The 23,128-nt window shown below is 62.2% G+C and carries 24 protein-coding genes; 8 read left to right on the top strand and 16 right to left on the bottom strand.

Annotated features, from left to right (window positions below; translation table 11 throughout):
• Positions 1-34: 34 nt before the first annotated feature.
• On the bottom strand, positions 35-1,069 hold the full coding sequence (gene argC, locus RGV59_RS02590) for an N-acetyl-gamma-glutamyl-phosphate reductase (RefSeq protein ID WP_017847781.1): 1,035 nt from the start codon (positions 1,067-1,069) through the stop codon (positions 35-37).
• Positions 1,070-1,205: 136 nt separating this feature from the next.
• Between argC and hemJ the strand changes: the two genes are divergently transcribed.
• The 6 genes from hemJ to coq7 all read left to right on the top strand — a co-directional run bounded on the left by hemJ (position 1,206) and on the right by coq7 (position 5,643).
• Complete coding sequence (gene hemJ / locus RGV59_RS02595) at positions 1,206-1,634, top strand: protoporphyrinogen oxidase HemJ (protein WP_017847782.1); 429 nt, start codon at positions 1,206-1,208, stop codon at positions 1,632-1,634.
• A 24-nt stretch (positions 1,635-1,658) separates the two neighbouring features.
• Entirely contained in the window at positions 1,659-2,621 is a 963-nt protein-coding gene (locus RGV59_RS02600) for an NAD(P)H-dependent flavin oxidoreductase (RefSeq protein WP_017847783.1), read from the top strand.
• 68 nt (positions 2,622-2,689) lie between these two features.
• Positions 2,690-3,640 carry a DUF805 domain-containing protein gene (locus tag RGV59_RS02605; RefSeq protein WP_017847784.1) on the top strand — a complete coding sequence of 317 codons (951 nt, stop codon included), beginning with the start codon at positions 2,690-2,692 and terminating at the stop codon, positions 3,638-3,640.
• 63 nt (positions 3,641-3,703) lie between these two features.
• Complete coding sequence (locus RGV59_RS02610; protein ID WP_017847785.1) at positions 3,704-4,492, top strand: SDR family NAD(P)-dependent oxidoreductase; 789 nt, start codon at positions 3,704-3,706, stop codon at positions 4,490-4,492.
• Between the two features lie 46 nt (positions 4,493-4,538).
• A complete protein-coding gene (locus tag RGV59_RS02615) occupies positions 4,539-4,877 on the top strand; it encodes a histidine triad nucleotide-binding protein (RefSeq protein ID WP_017847786.1) in 339 nt (112 codons plus the stop codon).
• Positions 4,878-4,995: 118 nt separating this feature from the next.
• Positions 4,996-5,643 (top strand): 2-polyprenyl-3-methyl-6-methoxy-1,4-benzoquinone monooxygenase, encoded by a 648-nt coding sequence (gene coq7 / locus RGV59_RS02620; protein ID WP_017847787.1) that lies wholly within the window; start codon positions 4,996-4,998, stop codon positions 5,641-5,643.
• Between the two features lie 57 nt (positions 5,644-5,700).
• Here coq7 and RGV59_RS02625 read toward each other — a convergent pair whose 3' ends face one another.
• The gene (locus RGV59_RS02625) at positions 5,701-6,123 is read right to left on the bottom strand and encodes an OsmC family protein (protein ID WP_005792019.1); all 423 of its coding nucleotides are present in this window, start codon (positions 6,121-6,123) and stop codon (positions 5,701-5,703) included.
• A 248-nt stretch (positions 6,124-6,371) separates the two neighbouring features.
• Between RGV59_RS02625 and crp the strand changes: the two genes are divergently transcribed.
• Positions 6,372-7,016, top strand: a complete 645-nt coding sequence (gene crp / locus RGV59_RS02630; RefSeq protein ID WP_017847788.1) for a cAMP-activated global transcriptional regulator CRP — start codon at positions 6,372-6,374, stop codon at positions 7,014-7,016.
• Here the strand turns inward: crp and RGV59_RS02635 are convergent.
• The 14 genes from RGV59_RS02635 to RGV59_RS02700 form a co-directional block, all read right to left on the bottom strand.
• Positions 7,013-7,708, bottom strand: coding sequence for a lipoate--protein ligase family protein (locus RGV59_RS02635; RefSeq protein WP_322246862.1), 696 nt, complete (start codon positions 7,706-7,708; stop codon positions 7,013-7,015). The two genes, crp and RGV59_RS02635, sit on opposite strands and share 4 nt — an antisense overlap.
• 158 nt (positions 7,709-7,866) lie before the next feature.
• The gene (trpC, locus tag RGV59_RS02640; RefSeq protein WP_102618117.1) at positions 7,867-8,703 is read right to left on the bottom strand and encodes an indole-3-glycerol phosphate synthase TrpC; all 837 of its coding nucleotides are present in this window, start codon (positions 8,701-8,703) and stop codon (positions 7,867-7,869) included.
• Positions 8,700-9,749: an anthranilate phosphoribosyltransferase gene (gene trpD / locus RGV59_RS02645; protein ID WP_017847791.1), complete on the bottom strand. Its 1,050-nt coding sequence runs from the start codon at positions 9,747-9,749 to the stop codon at positions 8,700-8,702. Before trpD ends, trpC begins: the two co-directional genes overlap by 4 nt.
• A 9-nt stretch (positions 9,750-9,758) precedes the next feature.
• A complete protein-coding gene (locus RGV59_RS02650; RefSeq protein ID WP_017847792.1) occupies positions 9,759-10,352 on the bottom strand; it encodes an aminodeoxychorismate/anthranilate synthase component II in 594 nt (197 codons plus the stop codon).
• A gap of 20 nt (positions 10,353-10,372) precedes the next feature.
• On the bottom strand, positions 10,373-11,854 hold the full coding sequence (trpE, locus tag RGV59_RS02655) for an anthranilate synthase component I (protein ID WP_017847793.1): 1,482 nt from the start codon (positions 11,852-11,854) through the stop codon (positions 10,373-10,375).
• A gap of 69 nt (positions 11,855-11,923) precedes the next feature.
• Entirely contained in the window at positions 11,924-12,742 is an 819-nt protein-coding gene (locus tag RGV59_RS02660) for a phosphoglycolate phosphatase (RefSeq protein ID WP_017847794.1), read from the bottom strand.
• Positions 12,739-13,413 carry a ribulose-phosphate 3-epimerase gene (gene rpe / locus RGV59_RS02665; protein WP_017847795.1) on the bottom strand — a complete coding sequence of 225 codons (675 nt, stop codon included), beginning with the start codon at positions 13,411-13,413 and terminating at the stop codon, positions 12,739-12,741. Before rpe ends, RGV59_RS02660 begins: the two co-directional genes overlap by 4 nt.
• An 84-nt stretch (positions 13,414-13,497) precedes the next feature.
• A complete protein-coding gene (locus RGV59_RS02670) occupies positions 13,498-14,646 on the bottom strand; it encodes an iron-containing alcohol dehydrogenase (protein ID WP_046381867.1) in 1,149 nt (382 codons plus the stop codon).
• Between the two features lie 123 nt (positions 14,647-14,769).
• The gene (locus RGV59_RS02675; protein WP_017847797.1) at positions 14,770-15,594 is read right to left on the bottom strand and encodes an ABC transporter permease; all 825 of its coding nucleotides are present in this window, start codon (positions 15,592-15,594) and stop codon (positions 14,770-14,772) included.
• A gap of 12 nt (positions 15,595-15,606) precedes the next feature.
• The gene (locus tag RGV59_RS02680) at positions 15,607-16,854 is read right to left on the bottom strand and encodes an ABC transporter permease (RefSeq protein ID WP_102618120.1); all 1,248 of its coding nucleotides are present in this window, start codon (positions 16,852-16,854) and stop codon (positions 15,607-15,609) included.
• 149 nt (positions 16,855-17,003) lie between these two features.
• On the bottom strand, positions 17,004-18,044 hold the full coding sequence (locus RGV59_RS02685) for an ABC transporter substrate-binding protein (RefSeq protein WP_017847799.1): 1,041 nt from the start codon (positions 18,042-18,044) through the stop codon (positions 17,004-17,006).
• 44 nt (positions 18,045-18,088) lie between these two features.
• Complete coding sequence (locus tag RGV59_RS02690; RefSeq protein WP_017847800.1) at positions 18,089-19,201, bottom strand: ABC transporter ATP-binding protein; 1,113 nt, start codon at positions 19,199-19,201, stop codon at positions 18,089-18,091.
• 225 nt (positions 19,202-19,426) lie between these two features.
• Complete coding sequence (locus RGV59_RS02695) at positions 19,427-20,056, bottom strand: response regulator transcription factor (protein ID WP_017847801.1); 630 nt, start codon at positions 20,054-20,056, stop codon at positions 19,427-19,429.
• An 18-nt stretch (positions 20,057-20,074) separates the two neighbouring features.
• Positions 20,075-22,069 carry a histidine kinase gene (locus tag RGV59_RS02700; RefSeq protein WP_102618121.1) on the bottom strand — a complete coding sequence of 665 codons (1,995 nt, stop codon included), beginning with the start codon at positions 22,067-22,069 and terminating at the stop codon, positions 20,075-20,077.
• 77 nt (positions 22,070-22,146) lie between these two features.
• On the opposite strand from RGV59_RS02700, the gene RGV59_RS02705 reads away from it, so the two are divergent.
• A complete protein-coding gene (locus RGV59_RS02705; protein ID WP_102618122.1) occupies positions 22,147-23,121 on the top strand; it encodes an alpha/beta hydrolase family protein in 975 nt (324 codons plus the stop codon).
• The last annotated feature ends 7 nt before the right edge of the window (positions 23,122-23,128 follow it).

Below are 23,128 nucleotides of genomic sequence, written 5' to 3' on the forward strand. Positions count from 1 at the left end.
ATCGACGGGCCTTCTGCTTGGCGACCTGACAGCCTTACGGCAGCATGCCTGCGTGGGACAAGCCCAGCTTCTCATCCAGGCCGAACAGGATGTTCATGTTCTGCACCGCCTGGCCCGAAGCGCCCTTGACCAGATTGTCGATCACCGACAGCACCACCACCAGATCACCGTCCTGCGGCCGATGCACGGCAATCCGACACACGTTGGCGCCGCGCACGCTGCGGGTTTCCGGATGGCTGCCGGCCGGCATCACATCGACGAACGGCTCGTTGGCGTAACGTTTTTCAAACAGCGCCTGCAAATCCACCGAGCGATCCACCACCGTCGCATACAGTGTCGAGTGAATGCCACGGATCATCGGAGTCAGGTGCGGCACGAAGGTCAGCCCCACATCCTTACCGGCGGCGCGACGCAGCCCCTGGCGGATTTCCGGCAGATGACGATGCCCTTTTACCGCGTAGGCCTTCATGCTTTCCGACGTCTCGGAGTACAGCGACCCCACCGCCGCCCCACGCCCGGCGCCGCTGACGCCCGACTTGCAGTCGGCAATCAAGCGCGAAACGTCGGCCAGCCCGGCTTCGAGCAATGGCAGGAAGCCCAACTGCGTCGCGGTCGGATAGCAACCCGGCACGGCGATCAGGCGCGCTTGCTTGATCTGCTCACGATTGACTTCCGGCAGGCCGTACACCGCCTCTTCCAACAGCTGCGGCGCGCCGTGTGGCTGGCCGTACCATTTGGCCCACTCGTCGGCGTCCTGCAGGCGGAAGTCCGCCGACAGATCGATGACCTTGGTGCCCGCGGCCAGCAACTCGCCGGCCAGCGCATGGGCTACGCCGTGGGGGGTGGCAAAGAACACCACGTCACAGGCGCCGAGGGTCTTGATGTCCGGCACGCTGAACGCCAGGCCGTCGTAATGGCCTCGCAGGTTCGGGTACATATCGGCCACAGCCAGGCCGGCCTCGGATCGGGAAGTGATGACCACCACCTCAGCTTGCGGATGCTGAGCCAACAGACGCAGCAATTCGACACCGGTGTAACCCGTGCCGCCGACGATACCGACCTTGACCATAAACCTGCCCTCAAAGAACCCACTGGAAAGCCGTCGATAATAGGGGCCGCATTGTCCTGCGACAACCGCCAAGGTGACGTAAGGACGCATGAGCCACTACTATCTTCAGTTACCGTGAACCTGGGAATAACTAAAAATGCTTTATCTATGGGTCAAAGCCTTCCATATCGTCAGCATCGTGTGCTGGTTTGCCGGGCTGTTCTACCTGCCGCGCCTGTTCGTCTACCACGCCCAAAGCGAAGACACCGTCAGCAAGGAACGCTTCAGCGTCATGGAGCGCAAGTTGTATCGCGGCATCATGGGCCCGTCGATGCTTGCCACGCTGGTCTTCGGCATCTGGATGATCGCCCTCAACCCCGGCCTCTTCCATATGGGCGCCTGGCTCCACGTCAAGCTGACCCTGGTCGTTCTGCTGATCGGTTACCACCACATGTGCGGCGCGCAGGTAAAACGCTTCGCCCGTGGCGAAAACACCCGCAGCCATGTCTTTTATCGCTGGTTCAATGAGTTCCCGGTTCTGATATTGCTGGCTATCGTAATTCTGGTCGTGGTCAAACCGTTCTAACGTCAATGCCTCGGGGTACCTCCAATGTCGCTGCCCGCTTTGCTTGAACAACGTCTGCGCCTGCCCGTCGTGGCCGCGCCGATGTTCCTGATTTCCAATCCGCAACTGGTCCTGGCGTGCTGCCGCAATGGCGTGGTCGGAAGTTTCCCGGCACTGAACCAGCGCGAAAGCAGTGGTTTCAAGGCCTGGCTGGAGGAAATCGAAGCGGGCCTGGCGCAGTTGAGCAACCCTGCGCCCTACGCCGTCAACCTCATCGTCCACCACAGCAACCCACGGTTGGAGGCAGACCTGGCGATCTGCGTCGAGCACAAGGTGCCGATCGTCATCACCAGCCTCGGCGCGGTGAAGGCGTTGGTCGATGCGGTACACAGCTACGGCGGCCTGGTCTTCCATGACGTCACCACTCGACGTCACGCCGAGAAAGCCGCCGAAGCCGGGGTGGACGGCCTGATCGCCGTGGCCGCCGGCGCCGGTGGTCATGCCGGCACCTGGAGCCCGTTCGCGTTGATCGCCGAGATTCGCCAGTTCTTCGATAAAACCCTGCTGCTGGCCGGCTGCCTCAACCACGGGCACGAGATCCTGGCCGCCCAGTTGCTGGGCGCGGACCTGGCGTATCTGGGCACGCGGTTTATCGCCACCGCCGAAAGCCACGCGCCGGATGCATATAAAGAGATGCTGCTCACATCAGGCGCCGTCGACATCGTACACACTGCCGCAGTCTCCGGCGTGCCCGCCAGCTTCATGCGCCAGAGCCTGGCAAACGCCGGTTTCGACCTGGCCGCCCTGCAAGGCAAAGGCGAAGTCAATTTCGGCGCCAAGCTCAAGCCGTTGAACGACGAGGCCAAGGCCTGGAAGACCGTATGGTCCGCCGGCCAGGGCGTCGGTGAGATCGATGATTTGCCCGGCGTCGATGAACTCGTTGCGCGCCTGGATGCCGAATACCGCGAAGCCCGCGAGAAGGCGGCACAGTTGCGCTGGCCGCGCTGATACACTTGCCGGGCCCGCCCATTGAAGCGGGCCTGCCCCCTCCCCTGTAACATGACAAGGATGCCCGCATGAGCGACAACCGTTTCAAGATTGTGTTTGATGGAGCCCTGCTCCCGGGTGTCGAAAGCACCACCGCTAAACTGAATCTCGCCGAATTGTTCAAAAGCAACGTTGAGGCCATCGAGAAGCTCTTTACCGGTCGCCCCGTCGCCCTCAAGCGCGACCTCGCGCGCCCCGATGCCGAAACCTACCTCACCGCGCTGAAGAACGCCGGAATAGACGCGCGTATCGAAGCCGAACAGCCCGTGGCCTTCAGCCTTGACGAAACCCACGAGACCGAGCCCTCTGCCCGCCCTGCCGCCTCCCCGTATGCACCACCGCGTGCCGCAGTAGGTGACGATTTGCCGGAGTACGCCGAGCTCAAGATCTTCACGATCCATGGCCGCATCGGTCGCCTGCGCTACCTGGCCTGGACGCTGGTACTCACCGTCGCGATGCTCGTCGCCTCGGGCATCCTCGCCACTGCCGGCTTCGCCGTGGCGACCGCTTCGCCGACGGCGGGCATCATCCTGGGCTCGCTGCTGGGTTTCGCGCTGTTCGTGGCGATTGTCTGGGTCAGCGTGCAAATCGGCGTGCAGCGTCTGCACGACCTGGGCTGGTCCGGCTGGCTGTACCTGCTGAACCTGGTACCGCTGGTGAACAGCATTTTCCCGCTGCTGCTGCTGGTGTTGCCAGGTAACACCGGCGCCAACCAGTACGGTGCGCCGCCACCGCGCAACTCCACGGCAGTGAAAGTCCTGGCCTCCCTGTGGCTGGCGTTTATTCCGTTGATGCTCATCATCTTGATGGCCTTGGGGATGAACGGCTACCTGGACCAACTCGAAAGCAACGTGGACAGCAGCTACGAAAGCAGCTCCATCACCTCCGATGAAGACGCCGATCAAAGCGTGATCGTCAATGAAGAAGACGTGCAAAGTGCTGACGACGCGGCCGAACCTGTAGACTCTCCAGAACAGTGAAAAAACGCCCGCCGCCTGTGATGCCTCTGTCACAGGTCCGGCGGCGTTGCGATGGAGAAAGGCATGACCCGTTACGCTCTGATCACCGGTGCCTCCAGCGGCATCGGCCTGGCCTTGGCCGAAGCACTGGCCCGGCGCGGCCGCAGCTTGATTCTGGTGGCCCGCCAGCGTGATCAGTTGGAAAGCATTGCAATCGAATTGACGCAACGCTTCGGCGTCGAGGTGCTGTTCCGCGCCTGCGACCTGGGTGAGCCGCTGCGTTTGTCCGGGTTCCTGTTGGAGCTTGAGGAAGGCGAGCGGCAGATCGACTTGCTGGTCAACTGCGCTGGCATGGGCACCAGCGGGCCGTTCCTGGCCCAGGACTGGATGACCGAGCAGGACCTGATCGAAGTCAACATCCTCGCCCTGACCCGTATGTGTCACGCCCTCGGCAATGCCATGGCCCTGCATGGCGGCGGGCAGATCCTCAACGTCGCCTCGATCGCCGCATTCCAGCCCGGCCCGTGGATGAGCAGTTACTACGCCAGCAAAGCCTATGTATTGCACTTCTCCGAAGGTCTGCGCGAAGAATTGAAAACCTGCGGCATCAAGGTCTCGGTGCTGTGCCCCGGCCCGACGCGCACAGCCTTCTTCGGCACGGCGCAAATGGACACCGCCAAGCTCGAGCGCAGCGCGCACTTGATGAGCCCGGAGGAAGTGGCGCTCTACACCGTGCGCGCCCTGGAAAAAAACCAAGCCATCATCATCCCCGGCCGCCGCAATCGCTGGCTCGCCTTCAGTCCGCGCTTGAGCCCACGCTGGCTGACCCGCAAGCTCGCCGGCGCGATCAACAAGGCCTATTGCCCGCGCTGAAGGCCTGAGTACACTCACCCTGCACATTCACCATGGAGAAACAGCTTTGGATACTCTGTTCACCAAGATCATCAACAGAGAAATACCCGCGAAGATCATCTATGAAGATGATCAGGTCCTCGCCTTCCACGATATCGCCCCACAAGCGCCGGTACATTTTCTGGTTATCCCGAAAAAACCGATCCGCACCCTGAACGATCTGACCGAAAGCGACAAAACCCTGGCTGGGCACATCCTGTTCACCGCTCAGCGCCTGGCCCTGGAACAGGGCTGCGAGAAGGGCTTTCGTGTGGTGATGAACTGCAATGAAGACGGTGGACAGACCGTTTACCATATCCACATGCATGTGCTGGGTCAGCGCCAGATGAACTGGCCGCCGGGCTGATACGCCTGACACACTGGTCGCCGGCCTCCCGCATGCGACCCCATGCCCTTGACTCAACGCAAACGCTTCGCCCTCTCTTGCGGTAAACTGGCCGCCGAGATTCTTCCCGGAGGTCAGCATGACTACCCAACGTCACTACTCGCCAATTGACCGTCTGTTGTTGCAAGCCGACACGGCCATACGCACGCTGCTGCCATTCAGCGGCCAGCCGTATCGCCCGTCGCCCGCCATCGTGCAGCCCGATGCACAGATGAACGAGACCGACACCCGCCACGTCGCCGGCCTGATGCGTATCAACCATACCGGCGAAGTCTGTGCCCAGGCGCTGTACCAGGGCCAGGCGCTGACCGCCAAGCTGCCGCAAGTGCGCGCAGCCATGGAGCATGCCGCCGAGGAAGAAATCGACCACCTGGCCTGGTGCGAGCAACGCATTCGCCAATTGGGCAGCCATCCCAGCGTGCTGAACCCGCTGTTCTATGGCCTGTCGTTTGGGATTGGCGCCGCAGCCGGCTTGATCAGCGACAAAGTCAGCCTGGGGTTTGTCGCAGCCACGGAACAGCAAGTATGCAAGCACCTGGATGAGCACCTGGAACAGTTACCGACCGAAGACGAAAAGTCCCGGGCGATTCTTGAACAGATGCGTATCGACGAAGAACACCACGCAGAAAGCGCACTGGACGCCGGTGGTTTCCGCTTCCCGGCGCCGGTGAGGTTTGGCATGAGCCTGATGGCCAAGGTCATGACCAAAAGCACCTACCGCATCTAACCTGCAAAAAAGGGCGCTATCAAAGCGCCCTGTCTTTATTGCCGACGAATCCCTGGATCAGCCCAACTCAATGATTTCGTAATCATGGGTAATGGCGACACCGGCCGCGCCCAGCATGATCGACGCCGAGCAATACTTCTCGGCCGACAGCTCGATGGCACGTTTGACCTGGGCTTCTTTCAGCGCCCGGCCCTTGACCACGAAATGCATATGGATCTTGGTGAACACCTTGGGATCTTCAGTCGCACGCTCGGCTTCGAGGAAGGCTTCGCAGCTTTCCACGGCCTGGCGGGACTTTTTCAGAATGCTGACCACGTCGAAATTGCTGCAACCGCCTACACCAAGCAGGAGCATTTCCATCGGGCGTACGCCCAGGTTGCGGCCACCGGCTTCCGGCGGACCGTCCATGACCACGACATGGCCACTGCCCGACTCACCGAGGAACATGGCTTCGCCCGCCCATTGGATGCGTGCCTTCATCGCCCAGACTCCACTGCTAAAAAAGGGTCGCCAGCTTAGCACACGACCCGCGGCCGGCAGCTTTTGCGCGTAAAGCCATCAATCGCCACAGTTACCCGGTAAATTGGCTAATCGAGTCACAATGTGTCTGGTAAGCTGGCGCCAAATGAATGGCGCATTGCCATCCTTTGTACAACGTGTATCAATGCAGATACAGCTGGATAAAAACAATTCCAACCACCCTGTGCAGTCTTTTTCGGGATACAACCATGGTTGCTTTTACTCCCATACCCAAGATCAAGAATCTCGACAGACTGCTGACGCATTGCCAGAGTCGTCGTTACCCGGCCAAGCACAACATCATCTGCGCAGGCGAACGCTCCGAAACACTGTTCTTCATTATCAAGGGCTCGGTCACCATCCTGATCGAGGATGAAGACGGCCGCGAGATGATCATTGCCTACCTCAATACCGGCGATTTCTTCGGCGAGCTGGGGTTATTTGAACAAGCGGGCAAAGAACAGGAGCGCAGCGCCTGGGTGCGGACCAAAATCGAGAGCGAAGTGGCCGAGATCAGTTACACGAAGTTTCGTGAACTGACCCAGCACGATCCCGACATCCTCTATGCACTGAGCGGCCAGATTGCCCAGCGCCTGCGGGACACCACGCGCAAAGTCGGCGACCTGGCATTCTTTGATGTCACCGGCCGTGTGGCCCGCTGCCTGTTGGAGCTGTGCAAGCAGCCCGACGCGATGACTCACCCCGATGGCATGCAGATCAAAGTCACGCGCCAGGAGATCGGGCGCATTGTCGGTTGTTCACGGGAGATGGTCGGTCGCGTGCTCAAGGATCTGGAAGAACGCAACCTGGTAGACGTCAAAGGCAAGACGATGGTGGTGTTCGGCACCCGTTAAACCGGCAGGAAGCTGGCCAGCATCTGCCGGTACAACGCATCCAGCCGACTGAGCGCGTCCGGTGCGGGGAAAGCTTCGTGCAGGGCGATATGGCTGTCGGCGCGAACGCGCTGTTCCAGGCCGCAGGCTTGATTGAAGCGATTGACCGCCGCGATCAGTTCTTCGCGATCGTTGTCCAGCAACAAGGCTCCGTGTACCAGCCCCACCGGACGGCCACCACTTTGACGCCAGCGCTGGGCGGTGCCGACCATTTTGCGGCCATTGAGGTTGACGTTGTAGCGGCCGTCGCAGAACGCGCCGTCGATTTCGCCGACGGAAGCATCGCCGCCCAGTTCGATCAGCAAGTCACAGATCGGCTGGCACAAACGCAGGTAGCCGGTTTCGATGCGCCCCTGATCGCCTTCGCTGCGCGGCGGTGCGTAGACCAGGGCGATATTGACCGTGGCGTTTGATTGCGGCACCGGCTCGCCGCCGGTTTCGCGTAACAGCACCGGCCAACCCGCCGCGGCTGACACTTGGCTAGCCAGCTCGAACGCCGGCAAGCGGCTCAAACGACGCGGCATCACCAATGCCTGGTCGCTGGGTTGCCAGAACAGCAATCCAAACGCCCGCTCACCCGCGCACACTTCAGCCAGTAAGGCCTGCTCGGCAGCAAGCCCGGCTTCGACGGTCATCGATACTGGCTGGATCATCGAACACCTACCTCGCTGAATAAACACAAAACCCAATGTGGGAGGGGCTTGCCCCGATGGCGGTGTATCAGTTGATAAATGTATCTGACTGACACTCCGCTATCGGGGGCAAGCCCCCTCCCACATGTTGACCGCACTTCAAACTGACCGCGGTTTGATCAATCCAGGGTCGAACCGCTGACTGCCACACCACGCTCCGGGAAGAACAGGCGTTGCAGTTCGGCGCCCGGGTTCTCGGCGCGCATGAAGGTCTCGCCCACCAGGAACGAATACACGTCGCTGATTTCCATCAGCTCCACGTCGGCGCGGTTAACGATGCCGCTTTCGGTAATCACCAGGCGGTCGCGCGGGATACGCGGCAGCAGGTCGAGGGTGTTTTCCAGGCTGACTTCGAAGGTGTGCAGGTTGCGGTTGTTGACCCCCACCAGCGGTGTGTCGAGGGTTTTCAGCGCACGTTCCAGCTCATCGCCGTCGTGGACTTCCACCAGCACGTCGAGGCCGACGCTTTTGGCCACGGCCGCCAGCTCGGCCATCTTCACGTCATCCAGCGCGGAGACGATCAGCAGCACACAGTCGGCGCCCAGGGCACGGGCTTCAACGATCTGGTATGGATCGATCATGAAGTCCTTGCGGATCACCGGCAACTTGCACGCGGCGCGGGCCTGTTGCAGGAACAGGTCGGAACCCTGGAAGAAATCGACATCAGTCAGCACGGAGAGGCAAGTCGCCCCGCCTCTCTCATAGCTGACGGCGATGTCGGCCGGTACGAAGTTTTCGCGGATCACGCCTTTGCTTGGCGAGGCCTTCTTGATTTCAGCGATAACAGCCGGCTGCTTGAGCTTGGCCTGGGCGATCAAGGCCTTGGCGAAGCCACGCGGCGCATCGGCGATTTTCGCCTGGCTTTCCAGCTCGGCCAGGCTCACGCGGGCACGGCGTTCAGCGACTTCTTCGGCTTTGCGGGCCAGGATCTTTTCCAGAACGCTCGGCACACTCATCCTTCATTCTCCATCTTGAACACCGCAGTAAAGGCCCCCAGTTCTTCGAGCTTCTCGCGGGCAAGGCCGGTGTGCAATGCATCATGCGCGAGGGCCACGCCTTCGTTAAGACTATAGGCGTGATCGGCGGCATAAAGCGCGGCACCGGCATTGAGCACAATCATTTCGGCGGCTTTCTGGCCGTTTTCGGTCTTGCGACGCCCCAAGGCGTCCTGAATCAGCGCCAGGGAGTCCGCCGGGCTTTCCACTGCCAGGCCGTGCAGGCTCTGGCTCTTCATGCCGAGATCTTCAGGCTCGACCCAATATTCGGTGATCTGATCATTCTTCAGCTCCGCCACAAAGGTCGGCGCCGCCAGGCTGAATTCGTCCAGGCCATCTTTGGAATGCACCACCAGCACATGCTTGCTGCCCAGGCGCTGCAACACTTCGGCCAACGGCCGGCACAACGCCTGGCTGAACACGCCGACCACCTGATGCTTCACACCGGCCGGATTCGTAAGCGGGCCGAGCATGTTGAACAGGGTGCGCAGGCCGAGATCCTTGCGCGGGCCGGCGGCGTGTTTCATCGCGCCGTGGTGGGACTGCGCAAACATGAAGCCAATGCCCACGTTGTCGATGCAGCGCGCCACTTGTACGGGGGTCAGGTTCAGGTAGATCCCGGCCGCTTCGAGCAGATCCGCGCTGCCGCTTTTGCCGGACACCGCTCGGTTGCCGTGTTTGGCCACGGTGCAACCCGCCGCCGCGACCACGAAGGAGGCCGCCGTGGACACGTTGAAAATATTCGCACCGTCACCGCCGGTGCCGACCACGTCGACCACGCCGTCGAGGGTCTTGAGCTCGACCTTGTCTGCCAGCTCGCGCATCACCGACACGGCGCCGACGATTTCGTCGATGCTCTCGCTCTTCATACGCATCGCCATCATGAACGCGCCGATCTGCGCGTCGGTGCATTGACCGGTCATGATCTCACGCATCACATCGCTCATTTCCGCGGTGCTCAGGTCCAGATGGCCGACGATACGGCTCAGGGCAGTCTTGATATCCATGAAAAGTCCTTAGCGCGTGCCGCCGCTCTGCTTGAGAAAGTTGGCGAACAGCTCGTAGCCCTGCTCGGTCAGGATCGACTCGGGGTGAAACTGCACCCCTTCGATGTTCAGTGTCTTGTGGCGCAAGCCCATGATCTCGTCGACCGAGCCGTCTTCCAGCTGGGTCCAGGCGGTCAATTCCAGGCAGTCGGGCAGGGTTTCGCGCTTGACCACCAGCGAATGGTAGCGCGTCACGGTGACCGGCAGGTTGAGGCCTTCGAACACGCCGAGGTTGTTATGGAACACCGGGCTGGTCTTGCCGTGCATCACTTGGCGCGCCCGCACCACCTCACCGCCAAACGCCTGGCCGATGGACTGGTGGCCCAGGCACACGCCGAGGATCGGCAGCTTGCCGGCGAAGTATTTGATCGCCTCCAGGGAGATGCCCGCCTCGGTCGGCGTGCAGGGCCCCGGCGAAACCACAATGCGCTCCGGGTTCAGGGCGGCGATTTCGGCGACGGTCAGTTCGTCGTTGCGCACCACCTTGACCTCGGCACCGAGTTCGCCCAGGTACTGCACAACGTTGTAGGTAAAGGAGTCGTAGTTATCAATCATCAGCAACATGGGGGAAACCTCAAGAATTCTTAGCCCTGGGGGGTCTGTTCAGCCAACGCCACTGCACGGAACATGGCGCGGCGCTTGTTCAGGGTTTCTTCCCATTCGAGGGCCGGCACCGAGTCGGCGACGATCCCGCCACCGGCCTGCACATGCAGTTCCCCGTCCTTGATCACCGCCGTGCGAATCGCAATGGCGGTGTCCATGTTGCCGTTCCAGGCGAAATACCCCACGGCGCCGCCGTAGACACCGCGCTTGACCGGCTCGAGCTCGTCGATGATCTCCATCGCGCGAATCTTCGGCGCGCCCGACAAGGTGCCCGCCGGCAGAATCGCCCGCAGCGCGTCCATCGCGGTCAGGCCGGCCTTCAATTCGCCAGTGACGTTGGAGACGATGTGCATCACGTTGGAGTAGCGCTCGATGACCATCTTCTCCGTCAACTTCACCGAACCGATTTCCGAGACGCGCCCGGTGTCATTGCGGCCCAGGTCGATCAGCATGAGATGCTCGGCGATTTCCTTGTCGTCGCTGAGCAGCTCTTCTTCGAGCGCCAGGTCCGCTTCCTCGGTCGCGCCACGCGGGCGGGTACCAGCGATCGGGCGCACGGTGATCAGGTTGTCTTCGACGCGCACCAGCACTTCCGGCGAACTGCCGACGACGTGGAAGTCGCCGAAGTTGAAGAAGTACATGTACGGCGTCGGGTTGAAGCAGCGCAGCGCACGGTACAGGTCGATCGGCGCGGCCTTGAAGTCGATGGACATGCGTTGCGACGGCACCACCTGCATGCAGTCTCCAGCGAGGATGTATTCCTTGATGGTATCGACCGCCCGCTCGTAGTCATCCTGGGTAAAGCTGGAGCGGAACACCGGGTCGGCCGCCGGCGGACGGCGCAGGTCCAGGCCGCGACGCGGGGTGATCGGCTGGCGCAGTTTTTCCAGCAGGGCTTCGAGGCTGGCCAGGCCTTGCTCGAACGCATCGCTCTGGGAGGGGTCGGCCAGCACGATTGCATGCATCTTGCCGGCGAGGTTGTCGAACACCACCACGGCGTCGGAGACCATCAGCAGAATGTCCGGAACGCCCAATGGATCGGGGTTCGGGCATTTACCCAGGCGTTTTTCCACATAACGCACGCAGTCGTAGCCGAAATACCCGACCAGGCCGCCGTTGAAACGCGGCAGCCCAGGGATGGTCGGCACGTTGTAGCGCGCCTTGAAGGTTTCGACGAAGGCCAGCGGGTCTTCGACGTCATGGCTTTCGATCTCGACGCCGTCATGGGTGATGCTGACGTGATGGTCGTACACGCGCATGACGGTGCGGCACGGCAGGCCGATGATCGAGTAACGGCCCCACTTCTCGCCGCCCTGTACCGATTCGAGCAGGTAGGAGTTGGGCGCGTCGGCCAGCTTCAGGTAGATCGACAGCGGCGTGTCGAAGTCGGCCAGGGTTTCGCAGGCCAGGGGGATACGGTTGTAGCCGGCAGCGGCCAAGCGCAGGAATTCTTCGCGGATCATGAGGTGCCTCGTGGCATGAGGGTCTAACGGTCAGGTGTGCAAACGTGCCGCAGCGCGGCCAGGATTCAGTCAGGCGCGCCAACGCCAGCGGGCCAGGGCCTTGATGACTTTCATCCAGAGTTTGCGAGTGACTACCACGATGGTATTTCCAGAAGGGGACGGATCGGTGTCGGCCAACGTTATCTCAGCGCCCGCTCCCAAGCAACCGGGGATTAGTCGGCGCAGGTCATCAATTACCAGCGCGGGCGACTCTTCGGCGATCGGCCGACCGTGGTTATAGCCGTAACTCAAGGCCACGCACTGCACGCCCGCCGCCTTGGCCGCCAGCACGTCGCTGCGCGAATCACCGACAAACAACGACTGGGACGCCGGGATATTGGCCATTTTCATCACGAAAAACAGCGCCGCCGGGTCGGGTTTCTTCTGCGGCAAGGTATCGCCACCGATGATCCAGCGGAAATAACGGCCGATTTTCATCTGGTCCAGCAACGGCGCGACGAAGCGCTCCGGCTTGTTGGTGATCAGGGCCATTTCCACGCCCTGCTTGCTCAGCCATTTGAGGGTGTCGCGCACGCCGGGGTACACCACGGTCAGTTCGTGGTGGTCTTCATAGGCGAGGTTGAACAATTCCAGGGCGTGTTCGGCCTCGACATCATCGACCCCCTCGGCCTCGATGCGGTTAGCCAGCGCCCGGCGCACCAGCACCTGCGCGCCGTTGCCGACCCATTTGCGCACCGACTCGATACCGACCGGCTTGCGCCCCAGCTTGAGCAGCATCTCGTCCACCGCCGCCGCCAGGTCCGGCACCGAGTCGATCAACGTACCGTCCAGATCGAACATCACCAGCCGTGGCAGTTTGCCGGGGAACAGCCGCTCGAAGCCGCTCATGGGCGCGCCAGCGCCAGTTCCGCACGCATCTTGGCGATGACGTCCTGGTAGTCCGGCGCATTGAAGATCGCCGAGCCGGCGACAAAGGTGTCGGCGCCGGCAGCAGCGATTTCGCGGATGTTGTTGACGTTGACCCCGCCGTCGATTTCCAGGCGGATCTCACGCCCCGAGGCATCGATCAGCGCACGGGCTTCGCGCAGCTTGTCGAGGGTGCCGGGGATGAACTTCTGCCCGCCGAAACCTGGGTTGACGCTCATCAGCAGCACCATGTCGACTTTGTCCATCACGTACTTGAGCACGTCCAGCGGGGTGGCCGGGTTGAACACCAGGCCCGCCTTGCAGCCGCCTTCGCGGATCAGTTGCAGGGTGCGGTCGACGTGCAGCGAGGCTTCCGGGTGGAAAGTGATGTAAGTCGCGCCCGCTTCAATGAAGTCCCCGACGATGCGGTCTACCGGGCTGACCATCAGGTGCGCGTCGATCGGCGCGGTGACACCGTACTTGCGCAACGCCGCGCAAACCATCGGGCCGATGGTCAGGTTGGGGACGTAGTGGTTGTCCATGACATCGAAGTGGACGAAGTCGGCACCGGCGGCCAACACGTTGTCCACTTCCTCACCCAGACGGGCGAAGTCGGCGGAGAGAATCGATGGAGCGATAACGAAGGGCTGCATGACGCACCTTTTTTGAGCTAAATCACAATGGCGCGCATTGTATACCTCATGCTTTGCCCTGCGCACCGTGACCTAACTCAACGGCTAGTACGCCGCCCGATAGATTTTCTCGATATCGGCGGCGCTGAGTTGGCGCGGATTGTTGCACATCAGGCGCTCGATACCCGCCGCTTCCACGGCCATGGCCGCAAGGGCGTCTTCGGGGATACCGAAGCTGCGCAGGCCCGACGGGATCTCCACCGCGGCGCACAGTCGCGTCATCGCCTCGACCGCCTGGTCGGCGGCGTCATTGATGCTCAGGCCGGTGACATTCACGCCCATGGCCTGGGCAATGTCCTGCATGCGTTCGACACACGCCAGCTTGTTCCAGTGCATGACATACGGCAGCAACAGCGCATTGCTCACGCCATGGGCGATATTGAAGCGCCCGCCCAGCGGATACGCCAACGCATGCACCGCGCCGACCCCGGCGTTACCGAACGCCATCCCGGCCATCAGGCTGGCGGTGGCCATGTCGTCGCGGGCCTGCAGGTTGGCCGGGTTGGCGTAAGCCTTGGGCAACGCCTTGGCAATCAGCTTGATCGCGCCGATGGCCAAGGCATCGGTAATCGGCGAGGCGTTCAGCGACAGGTAGGACTCAATGGCATGCACCAGCGCATCCACGCCACTGGCGGCGGTGACGCTGCGCGGGCAGGTCAGGGTCATCTGCGGGCTGATGAGTGCGACGTCCGGCAGCAGGAAGTCACTGACGATGCCCTTTTTCAGTTGCGCGGCCTTGTCGGAGAGGATCGCGACGTTGGTCACTTCCGAGCCGGTGCCGGCCGTCGTGGGAATGGCGATCAGCGGCGGGCCCTTGCGCGGCACCTGATCGACACCGAACAGGTCTGCCAGCGCGCCGTGGTATCCGGCATAGGCCGCCACACTCTTGGCGATATCGATCGCACTGCCGCCGCCCAGACCGATCAGGCCGTCATGCCCGCCTTCGCGGTAGGCGCGCATGCAATCTTCGACAATGGCGATTTCCGGGTCGGGCAGCACCCGGTCGAAGATCTCATAGGAGCGCTCGCCCAAATGTGCCAGCGCCAGCGCCACGGTGCCGGACTTGACCAGCGCGGCATCGGTGACGATCAGCGGGTTGTCGACATCCAGCCGCGTCAACTCTGCGGCCAATTGCTCGATGGCGCCGGCGCCAGTCAACAGTTTGTGGGCGATCTTGAATGAGGAAGTACTCATGTGCGCGGCCTCTTGTCGATTGTGGGCTGGCACAAGAGTAGCTGACGGAGATCGGTTGTCTTCCATTCAACAGCTGAATGGTCACAGAACCGATTGTGGGAGGGGGCTTGCCCCCTCCCACATTTAGACCTGGGCGGTGCGCAACTTCTCGCTACGGCCGCGCAGCCATTCCAGGGTCAGCAGCAGCAACACCGAGAAGGCAATCAGCAAGGTCGCCGCGGCGGCAATCGTCGGGCTGAGGTTTTCGCGGATACCGCTGAACATCTGGCGCGGCAGGGTCGCTTGCTCGGGGCCGGCGAGGAACAGCGTCACCACCACTTCGTCGAACGAGGTGGCAAACGCGAACAGCGCCCCGGAAATCACCCCCGGCGCGATCAGCGGCAAGGTCACCCGGCGAAACGCGGTCAACGGCGATGCCCCCAGGCTGGCCGCTGCCCGCACCAGGTTATGGTTGAAACCCTGCAAGGTCGCGGACACCGTGATGATCACAAACGGCACGCCCAACACGGCATGGACCACGATCAGCGAAAAGAAACTGTTACCCAGCCCCAGCGGCGCGAAGAACAGGTAACTGGCCACGCCGATGATCACCACCGGCACCACCATCGGCGAAATCACCAGGGCCATCACCAGCGCCTTGCCGGGGAAATGCCCACGGGTCAGGCCGATCGCCGCCAACGTGCCGAACACCATGGCCAGCACGGTGGCCGCCGGGGCGACGATGACGCTGTTCTTCAGCGCCCGCATCCATTCGGCCGAGGCGAAAAAGTCCTGATACCAGTGCAGCGAGAAGCCTTGCAGCGGGTACACCAGGAAGCTGCCGCTGTTGAACGACAGCGGGATGATCACCAGCACAGGCAGAATCAGGAACAGCAGGATCAAGCCGCAGAGGATCCGCAAGCTGTAGAACCACACCCGCTCCACGGGCGACATATAAGGGCTCAGCATCGCAAGGTCTCCTTAGCTCAGGCGCAGGCGGCTGGCGCCCACCAGCCGGTTGTAGATCAGGTACAGCAGCACGGTGGCCAGCAGCAGCAAGCCGCCCAACGCGGTCGCCATGCCCCAGTTGATGCTGGTGTTGGTGTAGAAGGCCACGAAGTAGCTGACCATCTGGTCGTTCGGGCTGCCCAGCAAGGCCGGGGTGATGTAGTAACCAATCGCCAGGATGAACACCAGCAGGCAGCCTGCGCCCACACCGGCGTAGGTTTGCGGGAAGTACACGCGCCAGAAGCTGGCGAATGGGTGACAGCCCAGGGAAATCGCGGCGCGCATGTAGGTCGGCGAGATGCCTTTCATCACGCTGTAGATCGGCAGAATCATGAACGGCAGCAGGATATGCACCATGGAGATGTAGACCCCGGTGCGGTTGAACACCAGCTCCAGCGGCTTATCGATCAGGCCCATGCCCATCAGCGCGCCGTTGATCAGGCCACCGGACTGCAGCAGCACGATCCACGCCGCCACGCGCACCAGGATCGAGGTCCAGAACGGCAGCAGCACCAGAATCATCAGCAGGTTGCTTTGCCGTGCCGGCAGGTTGGCCAGCAGGTAGGCCAGCGGATAGGCCAGCAGCAGGCAGAGAAAGGTGATCACCAGGCCCATCCAGAAGGTGCGGGCGAAGATGTCCAGGTAGATCGCCTGGTCCGGCGTGGCCGGGGCCACTTCGCCGAGGTCGTCGATGCGGTGATCGACGGCCGCCAGCAGGTAGTACGGCGTCAGGCTGCTGGTATTGCGCCGGATCGCCTGCCAGTACGCCGGGTCGCCCCAGCGTTCGTCGAGGGTTTCCAACGCTTCTTTATAAGAGGCTGGCGCTTCGGTAAACGGCAGCGCCCGCGCGGTTTTGGTCAGCAGGCTGCGATAGCCGGCCAGTTCCATGTTCAAGCGTTTCGACAGATCGCCGAGGGTCTGGTTCTTGCGCGCTTCGCCAAGGTCTTCGCTGAGCGCCTGGTACACCGGCTCGCCAGGCAAGCCGCGACCGTCCCAGGTCTTCACCGCCACCACCGTGCGTGGCAGGCCGCCCACGACTTCCGGGTTGCCGACACTTTTGTACAACAGCGCAACGATCGGCACCAGGAACACCAGCAGCAAAAACAGCACCAGCGGCGCAATCAAGGCCTGGGCCTTCCAGCGATTAAGCCGCTCAGCACGCGCCAGGCGCTGCTTGAGAGTGGGGCTGTTGACCTCGGTCGAGGGAACGGCGATGGCCATGGCTAACTCCGAAACTTGAAAATGAATGCACTCTGCCAAACGCAGCAGATCCCCTGTGGGAGGGGGTTTGCTCCCGATGGCGGTGTATCAGTTGATAGATGTTCTGACTGACACTTCGCTATCGGGGGCAAGCCCCCTCCCACATGGAGTTACTTGGCAGCCCAGGAATTGAAGCGCTGCTCAAGTTGCTCGCCGTTATCCGCCCAGAAGCTCACATCGATCTGCACCTGGTTGGCAATGTTCTCAGGCGTGGTCGGCATGTCTTTGAGCACGTCCTTGGCCAGCAACGGTACGGCTTGGGTGTTGGCCGGGCCGTAGGCGATGTTTTCCGAGTAGATCTTCTGCTGCTGCGGCTGCACCGAGAAGGCGATGAACTTCTTCGCCGCTTCTGCGCGATCCTTGGCCAGGCCTTTTGGAATAGCCCACGCGTCGAAGTCGTAGATGCCACCGTTCCAGACCACTTTCAGGTTGCTCTCTTTCTGTACGGCAGCGATGCGACCGTTGTAGGCCGAGCTCATCACTACGTCACCCGAGGCGAGGTACTGCGGCGGTTGCGCGCCGGCTTCCCACCACTGGATCGACGGCTTGAGTTCGTCGAGCTTTTTGAACGCACGGTCCTGGCCGTCTTTGCCGGCCAGCACTTTGTACACATCCTTCGGCGCCACGCCGTCAGCCATCAACGCGAATTCGAGGGTGTATTTGGCACCCTTGCGCAGGCCGCGCTTGCCAGGGAATTTCTTGGTGTCCCAGAAATCCGCCCAACTGGTCGGCGCGCTGCTCAGCTTGTCAGCGTTGTAGGCGAGTACGGTCGACCACACGAAGAAGCCCACGCCGCACGGCTGGATCGCGCCTTTGACGTAGTCAGCGGTGTTGCCGAACAGTTTCGGGTCCAGCGGCTCGAACATGTCTTCGTCGCAACCACGGGACAGTTCCGGCGATTCCACTTCTACCAGGTCCCAGGACACGCTCTTGGTGTCGACCATGGCCTTGATCTTGGCCATCTCACCGTTGTACTCGCCGGCGATGATTTTGCCGTTGCCTGCACTTTCCCACGGTGCATAGAAAGCCTTGACCTGTGCGGCCTTGTTCGCGCCACCAAAGGACACGACCGTCAGATCCGGGCCAGCCATGGCCTGGGTCGCGCCGATCAAGCCGATCGCCAGTGCGGAATACTTAAGGGATCTCAACATTGTTGTTCTCTCCACGTGCAGGGTTGGTGAAGCCATGGGGGCGATTATTTCGCCTCTAGAAGTGGGTCGAGTGCGCGAACGTGCTCGACTTGCCAGCCAATCGGTACCACGTCGCCGACCGCCAGTGCCGGGTCCAGCTCGGCGATCGGTTGTTTCACAAAAAAATCGGTCATGCCGCAGACTTCCAGGCGCACGCGCACGTGGTCGCCCAGGTAGACAAATTCCGCTACTCGCCCAGAGAAGCGGTTCACGCAACGTTCGCTGGAGCCATTGAGGCTGACGCGCTCAGGCCGCACCGACAAGGTCACCGGGCCGCCGACCTGGCCGACGTTCACCGCCAGCGCCTCGACTTTCTCGCCCCGCGCCAGTTCCACCACGCAGCGGTCGCCGGTGTGGCTGTGCAGGCGACCGTTGAGGCGGTTGTTTTCGCCGATGAAGTTGGCGACGAAGGTATTTTTCGGCTCTTCGTACAGGGTACGCGGCGCCGCGATCTGCTGGATCTCGCCCTGGTGGAACACGGCCACCCGGTCGGACATGGTCAAGGCTTCGCCCTGGTCGTGGGTCACATACACCACGGTCACGCCGAGGCGTTGGTGCAGGTGCTTGATCTCCATCTGCATGTGTTCGCGCAATTGCTTGTCGAGGGCGCCGAGGGGTTCGTCCATCAGCACCAGCTGCGGTTCGAACACCAGCGCCCGGGCCAACGCCACACGCTGTTGCTGGCCGCCGGAGAGTTGCGCCGGGTAGCGTTGGGCGAAGGCGTCGAGCTGGACCATGCTCAGCACGCGCTTGACCCGCTCGCTGATATCGGTCTTGCTCAACCCTCGCACCGACAGGGGAAACGCCAGGTTCTCGGCCACGGTCATGTGCGGGAACAACGCGTAGTTCTGGAACACCATGCCGATATCGCGCTTGTGCGGCGGCACGTTGTTGATGGCGCGTCCGGCCAGCTGGATTTCGCCGGCAGTCGGCGTTTCGAAGCCGGCCAGCATCATCAGGCTGGTGGTCTTACCCGAACCCGACGGCCCTAGCAGGGTGAGGAACTCGCCCTTGCGAATCTCCAGGTTGAGGTCTTTGACGATCAGGTTCTCGCCGTCGTAGCTCTTCTGCACGCCACGAAAGCTGACCAGCACATCATTTGAATCCGCCTCGCTCATACCCGCACCTTTGTATTTTGGACTGCTGTGGCACAAGCGTAGTCCAGGGGCGGGGCCCCGGAAATCGGGGGCCAGGAGAGAATCACATCAGCCGGATGGAAGGTTGGGGGTAGGGAACGCCCTACAGCGATGGCGGGGATAGAACAGCGCCGCTATGAGCGCCAGCCTGCAAGCGCCGAGAACGGGCAAATGGCGCTCTGAAGGAGGTCGCAAACAGGCATGTCGTCAGAGCAGCTTGTGCTCCATGGCGTACTTCACCAGTTCGGCCAGGGAGGTGATATTGAGCTTTTGCATCAGGCGTGCCTTATGGGTGCTGATGGTCTTGCTGCTCAACGCCAGTTGCTGAGCGATGTCGTTGACGTTGGCGCCCTGGGCCAGGCGTTCGAACACCGAGAACTCGCGTTCCGACAGCAGCGAATGCAAAGGCCGCGAATCGGTCAGGCCGACCTCGAAGACCATGCGATCGGCCAGGTCCGGGTCGATATAGCGCCCGCCGGCCGCGACCTTGCGAATCGCCATCAAGAGCAGGGCCGGGTCGCTGTCCTTGGTGGCATAACCGGCCGCGCCTACCTTCAAGGCCCGCGCGGCCATCTGCGCTTCATCGTGCATCGACAGCACCAGGATCGCCGGCGGATTGCTCAGCGCACGAATCCGCGCGATGGCTTCCAGGCCGTTGACGCCGGGCATCGAGATATCCAGCAACACCACCTCGCAAGGCACATGGCGCAAGGTCTCCAGCAACTGCTCGCCATTGCCCGCCTCGCCCACCACCAGCAAGTCTTTGGCCAGGCCGATCAATTGCTTGATGCCTTCACGCACGATGGTGTGGTCTTCGGCTACCAGTACACGGATCACAGGGGTTTCCTCTTATTGTTATGCATCCAATGGCACCGTCACACTCAGGGTGGTGCCCTCCCCCGGCTGGCTGTCCAGGTTCAACTGCCCGCCCATGATCAGCACGCGCTCACGCATGCCGACCAGGCCGAACGACACCGGACGGCCCTTGGCCTCGATGAAACCGACGCCGTCGTCGCTGATGGTCAGCCGCAGTTGCTTGCCCTCCACCGCCAGGGTCAGCTCGACAGTATGCGCCTGGGCATGGCGCATCACATTGGTCAGCGCCTCCTGCAGGATACGGAACAGGCCGATGGCCTTGGCATCGCTCAAGGCCGGCAGGTTATCCGGGACTTGCACCAGGCAGGGAATCTGCGTGCGCGCTTCGAAGCGCCGCGCCTGCCACTCGATGGCCGAGGCGATCCCGGCGTCGAGAATTGGCGGGCGCAACGCCGTAGCCACGTCGCGCACCAATTGAAACAGTTGGGCGATCAGGCGTTTCATGCTGTTCAAGCGCTCGTTCAGGCCAGGGTCCAGTTGCGCATAGGCCAGCTCGCACATGGAGGTTTCCAGCTTGAGTACGGTGAGCATTTGCCCGAGTTCGTCGTGTACTTCGCGGGCGATGCGCGCCTTTTCTTCTTCACGCACGGTTTCCAGGTGCGCCGACAGTTCGCGCAACTGCGCTTCGCTTTGCAGCAACGCAGCCACATAACGGCGACGCTCAGTGACGTCATTGAGGTAGACCACCAGGTATTCGCCGTCGGCAAACCGCAAAAAGCTCAACGACACCTCGGCCGGCAGGATGCTGCCGTCTGCGCGCAGGCAGTCGGCGGCGAAATGCTGCGGGCCCTCTTCGCTGGCACGCGCGCGTTTCCACAGGTTCAGCCAACGGTCCATGCTCAGGCTCGGGTCGAAATCAGCCAGCGGACGCTCGATCAGCGCGCCAGGGCCATAACCGAGCATGGTTTCCGCCGCCAGGTTGGCGTAGCGCACATGGCTGTCCCAATTGACCCAGAGGATGCCGACGGTACTTTGATCGATGGAAAACTGCGTCAGGCGCAGCGCTTCGGCACCGGCGGCGCGTGCGGCGCTTTCTTCGCGAGCGGCGAGCAGTTTGTGTTCCAGCACTCGTTGCTGGCGACGCTGCCAGAACACCACCGCCAGGCTGGCGAGCAGCAGCAACCCCAGCAGCAGGCTGAGGTTTTGCCACAGGCCGGGAGACTCGGACAGACGCGGGTATTTGGGTTGCAGCCAGCGGTTGTGCAACTGGTCCAGATCGCGGGCGGGGATGGCGCGCAACGCGCTTTCCATGATGCCGGACAGTTCCGGCCAGTCGCGGCGGGTCGCCACCCGCAGCAATTGCGGCAGGCCGATATCGCCGACCACCGCCAGCCCGGAGAACTCAGGCTCGCCCGACAAGCGGCTCAGTTGCGCCTCATCCACCACGGCGTAACGCGCCTGCTGACTGACCAGCAACTGCAAGGCCTGGCGCTCCATGGGCACGCCTTGCAGGTTGAGACCGGGATAAGTGCTGCGCAGGTAATCGGCCACGGCGCTGGGCATACGCACGGCGACGCGGGAATGTTCGTCGAGTTTTTCCAAATCCACCGCACCGCCGCCCTCACGCACACCGACGATACGCTGGGGCACGCGCATGTACGGGTCGGTGAACAACCACAGGCGCAAACCGGCCGGGGTTTGCTGCAGACCGGGGGCGATGTCCACCTCGCCGTCGCGCAGGGCAGCTTCCAGTTGCTCCTGAGTGGGGAAATTGCGCCACGTCAGCTCGATGTTCAGGGCCTTGGCCAGCCATTGCATCAACTCGACATTGGCCCCCGACAAACGCTGCAGGCGCCGGTCGTATTGCGCATACGGCGCCTGCAAGACCAGCCCCACCCGCAACTCCGGGTGTTGCGCCAGCCATTCGCGTTGCGGCACAGAGAGCTGCGCTTGCGCAGCGACAGGCACGGGCGCAGCCCCCGCCATCAAGGCAAAGCACATACAGCCGATAACCAGCAGACAGCGAAAACCCATGATCCACGTCTCACATCACTGACAAATACTGACCAACCCATTAGGCTGCTGGAATCACTTCTGGCCGGGAATTAACGATGCCCTATCGAAACCGTTCGGCACTGCCAGCATTGTGCCTGTCACTCCTCTTTACCGCCGTCTTTTCTGCCCAGGCCGCCGACGCGCCTGCGCCGGTTACGGAAAAACCGCTCGAACGCCAGCCCCTGCCGGAGCGGAGCCGGGAAGAAGCCAGCGCCCTCGAACGCCAGATCCCACGCGAAGAACAGCAACAGCTGCAGGCCGGCAGCGATTCATTCCTGGCCCTGTGGAAACCGGCCAACAGCGCCGAAGCCGAAGGCGTGGTGATTATCGTACCTGGCGCGGGTGAAAATGCTGACTGGCCGCAAGCAATTGCACCATTGCGGCGTAAATTGCCGGATGCCGGCTGGGGCACCCTCAGTCTGTCACTGCCGGACGTGAACCTGGACACCTTGCCACCACGGGTGATCGAAGCGCCCAACGCGGCCGTCGACACCAGCAGCAAAGACGGCAGCACCGCCGCCAAACCGATCGAGCAAGCCGCCAGCGCGGAAGCCGAAGGCACCGACCCGGCCGTGGTGCCGGGCGCGGACGAACAGGACAAGACCGATGCCAAGCGTATCTTCGAGCGCATCGATGCCGCCGTCGCTTTCGCCCAGACCCAAGGCGCCCGCAGCGTGGTGCTGCTTGGCCATGGCAGCGGCGCCTGGTGGGCCGCGCGGTACTTGAGCGAGAAACAACCGAGCCAGGTGCAGAAGCTGGTGATGGTGGCGGGCAAGGCCCCCGTGGGTCGCCAACCGGACCTGCAACAACTTGCCCCGGGCTTGAAAGTCCCCACGGCGGATGTCTTCTACCAGGACCTCGCCCAGGACCGGAACACCGCACGGGAACGCGCCCAAGCCGCCAAACGTTTGAAGAATGGCGGCTACAAGCAGGTGTCGCTCAAGGCCGTGCCCGGCAACAGTTCGGCCGAGCAGGAGCAGTTGTATCGGCGGGTGCGCGGGTGGTTGAGCCCCGAGCCAAAAGACAGCTGAGCGCCCG

This window comes from Pseudomonas sp. FG1, assembly GCF_034313875.1.
In the GTDB taxonomy this organism is placed as follows: Bacteria; Pseudomonadota; Gammaproteobacteria; order Pseudomonadales; family Pseudomonadaceae; genus Aquipseudomonas; species Aquipseudomonas veronii.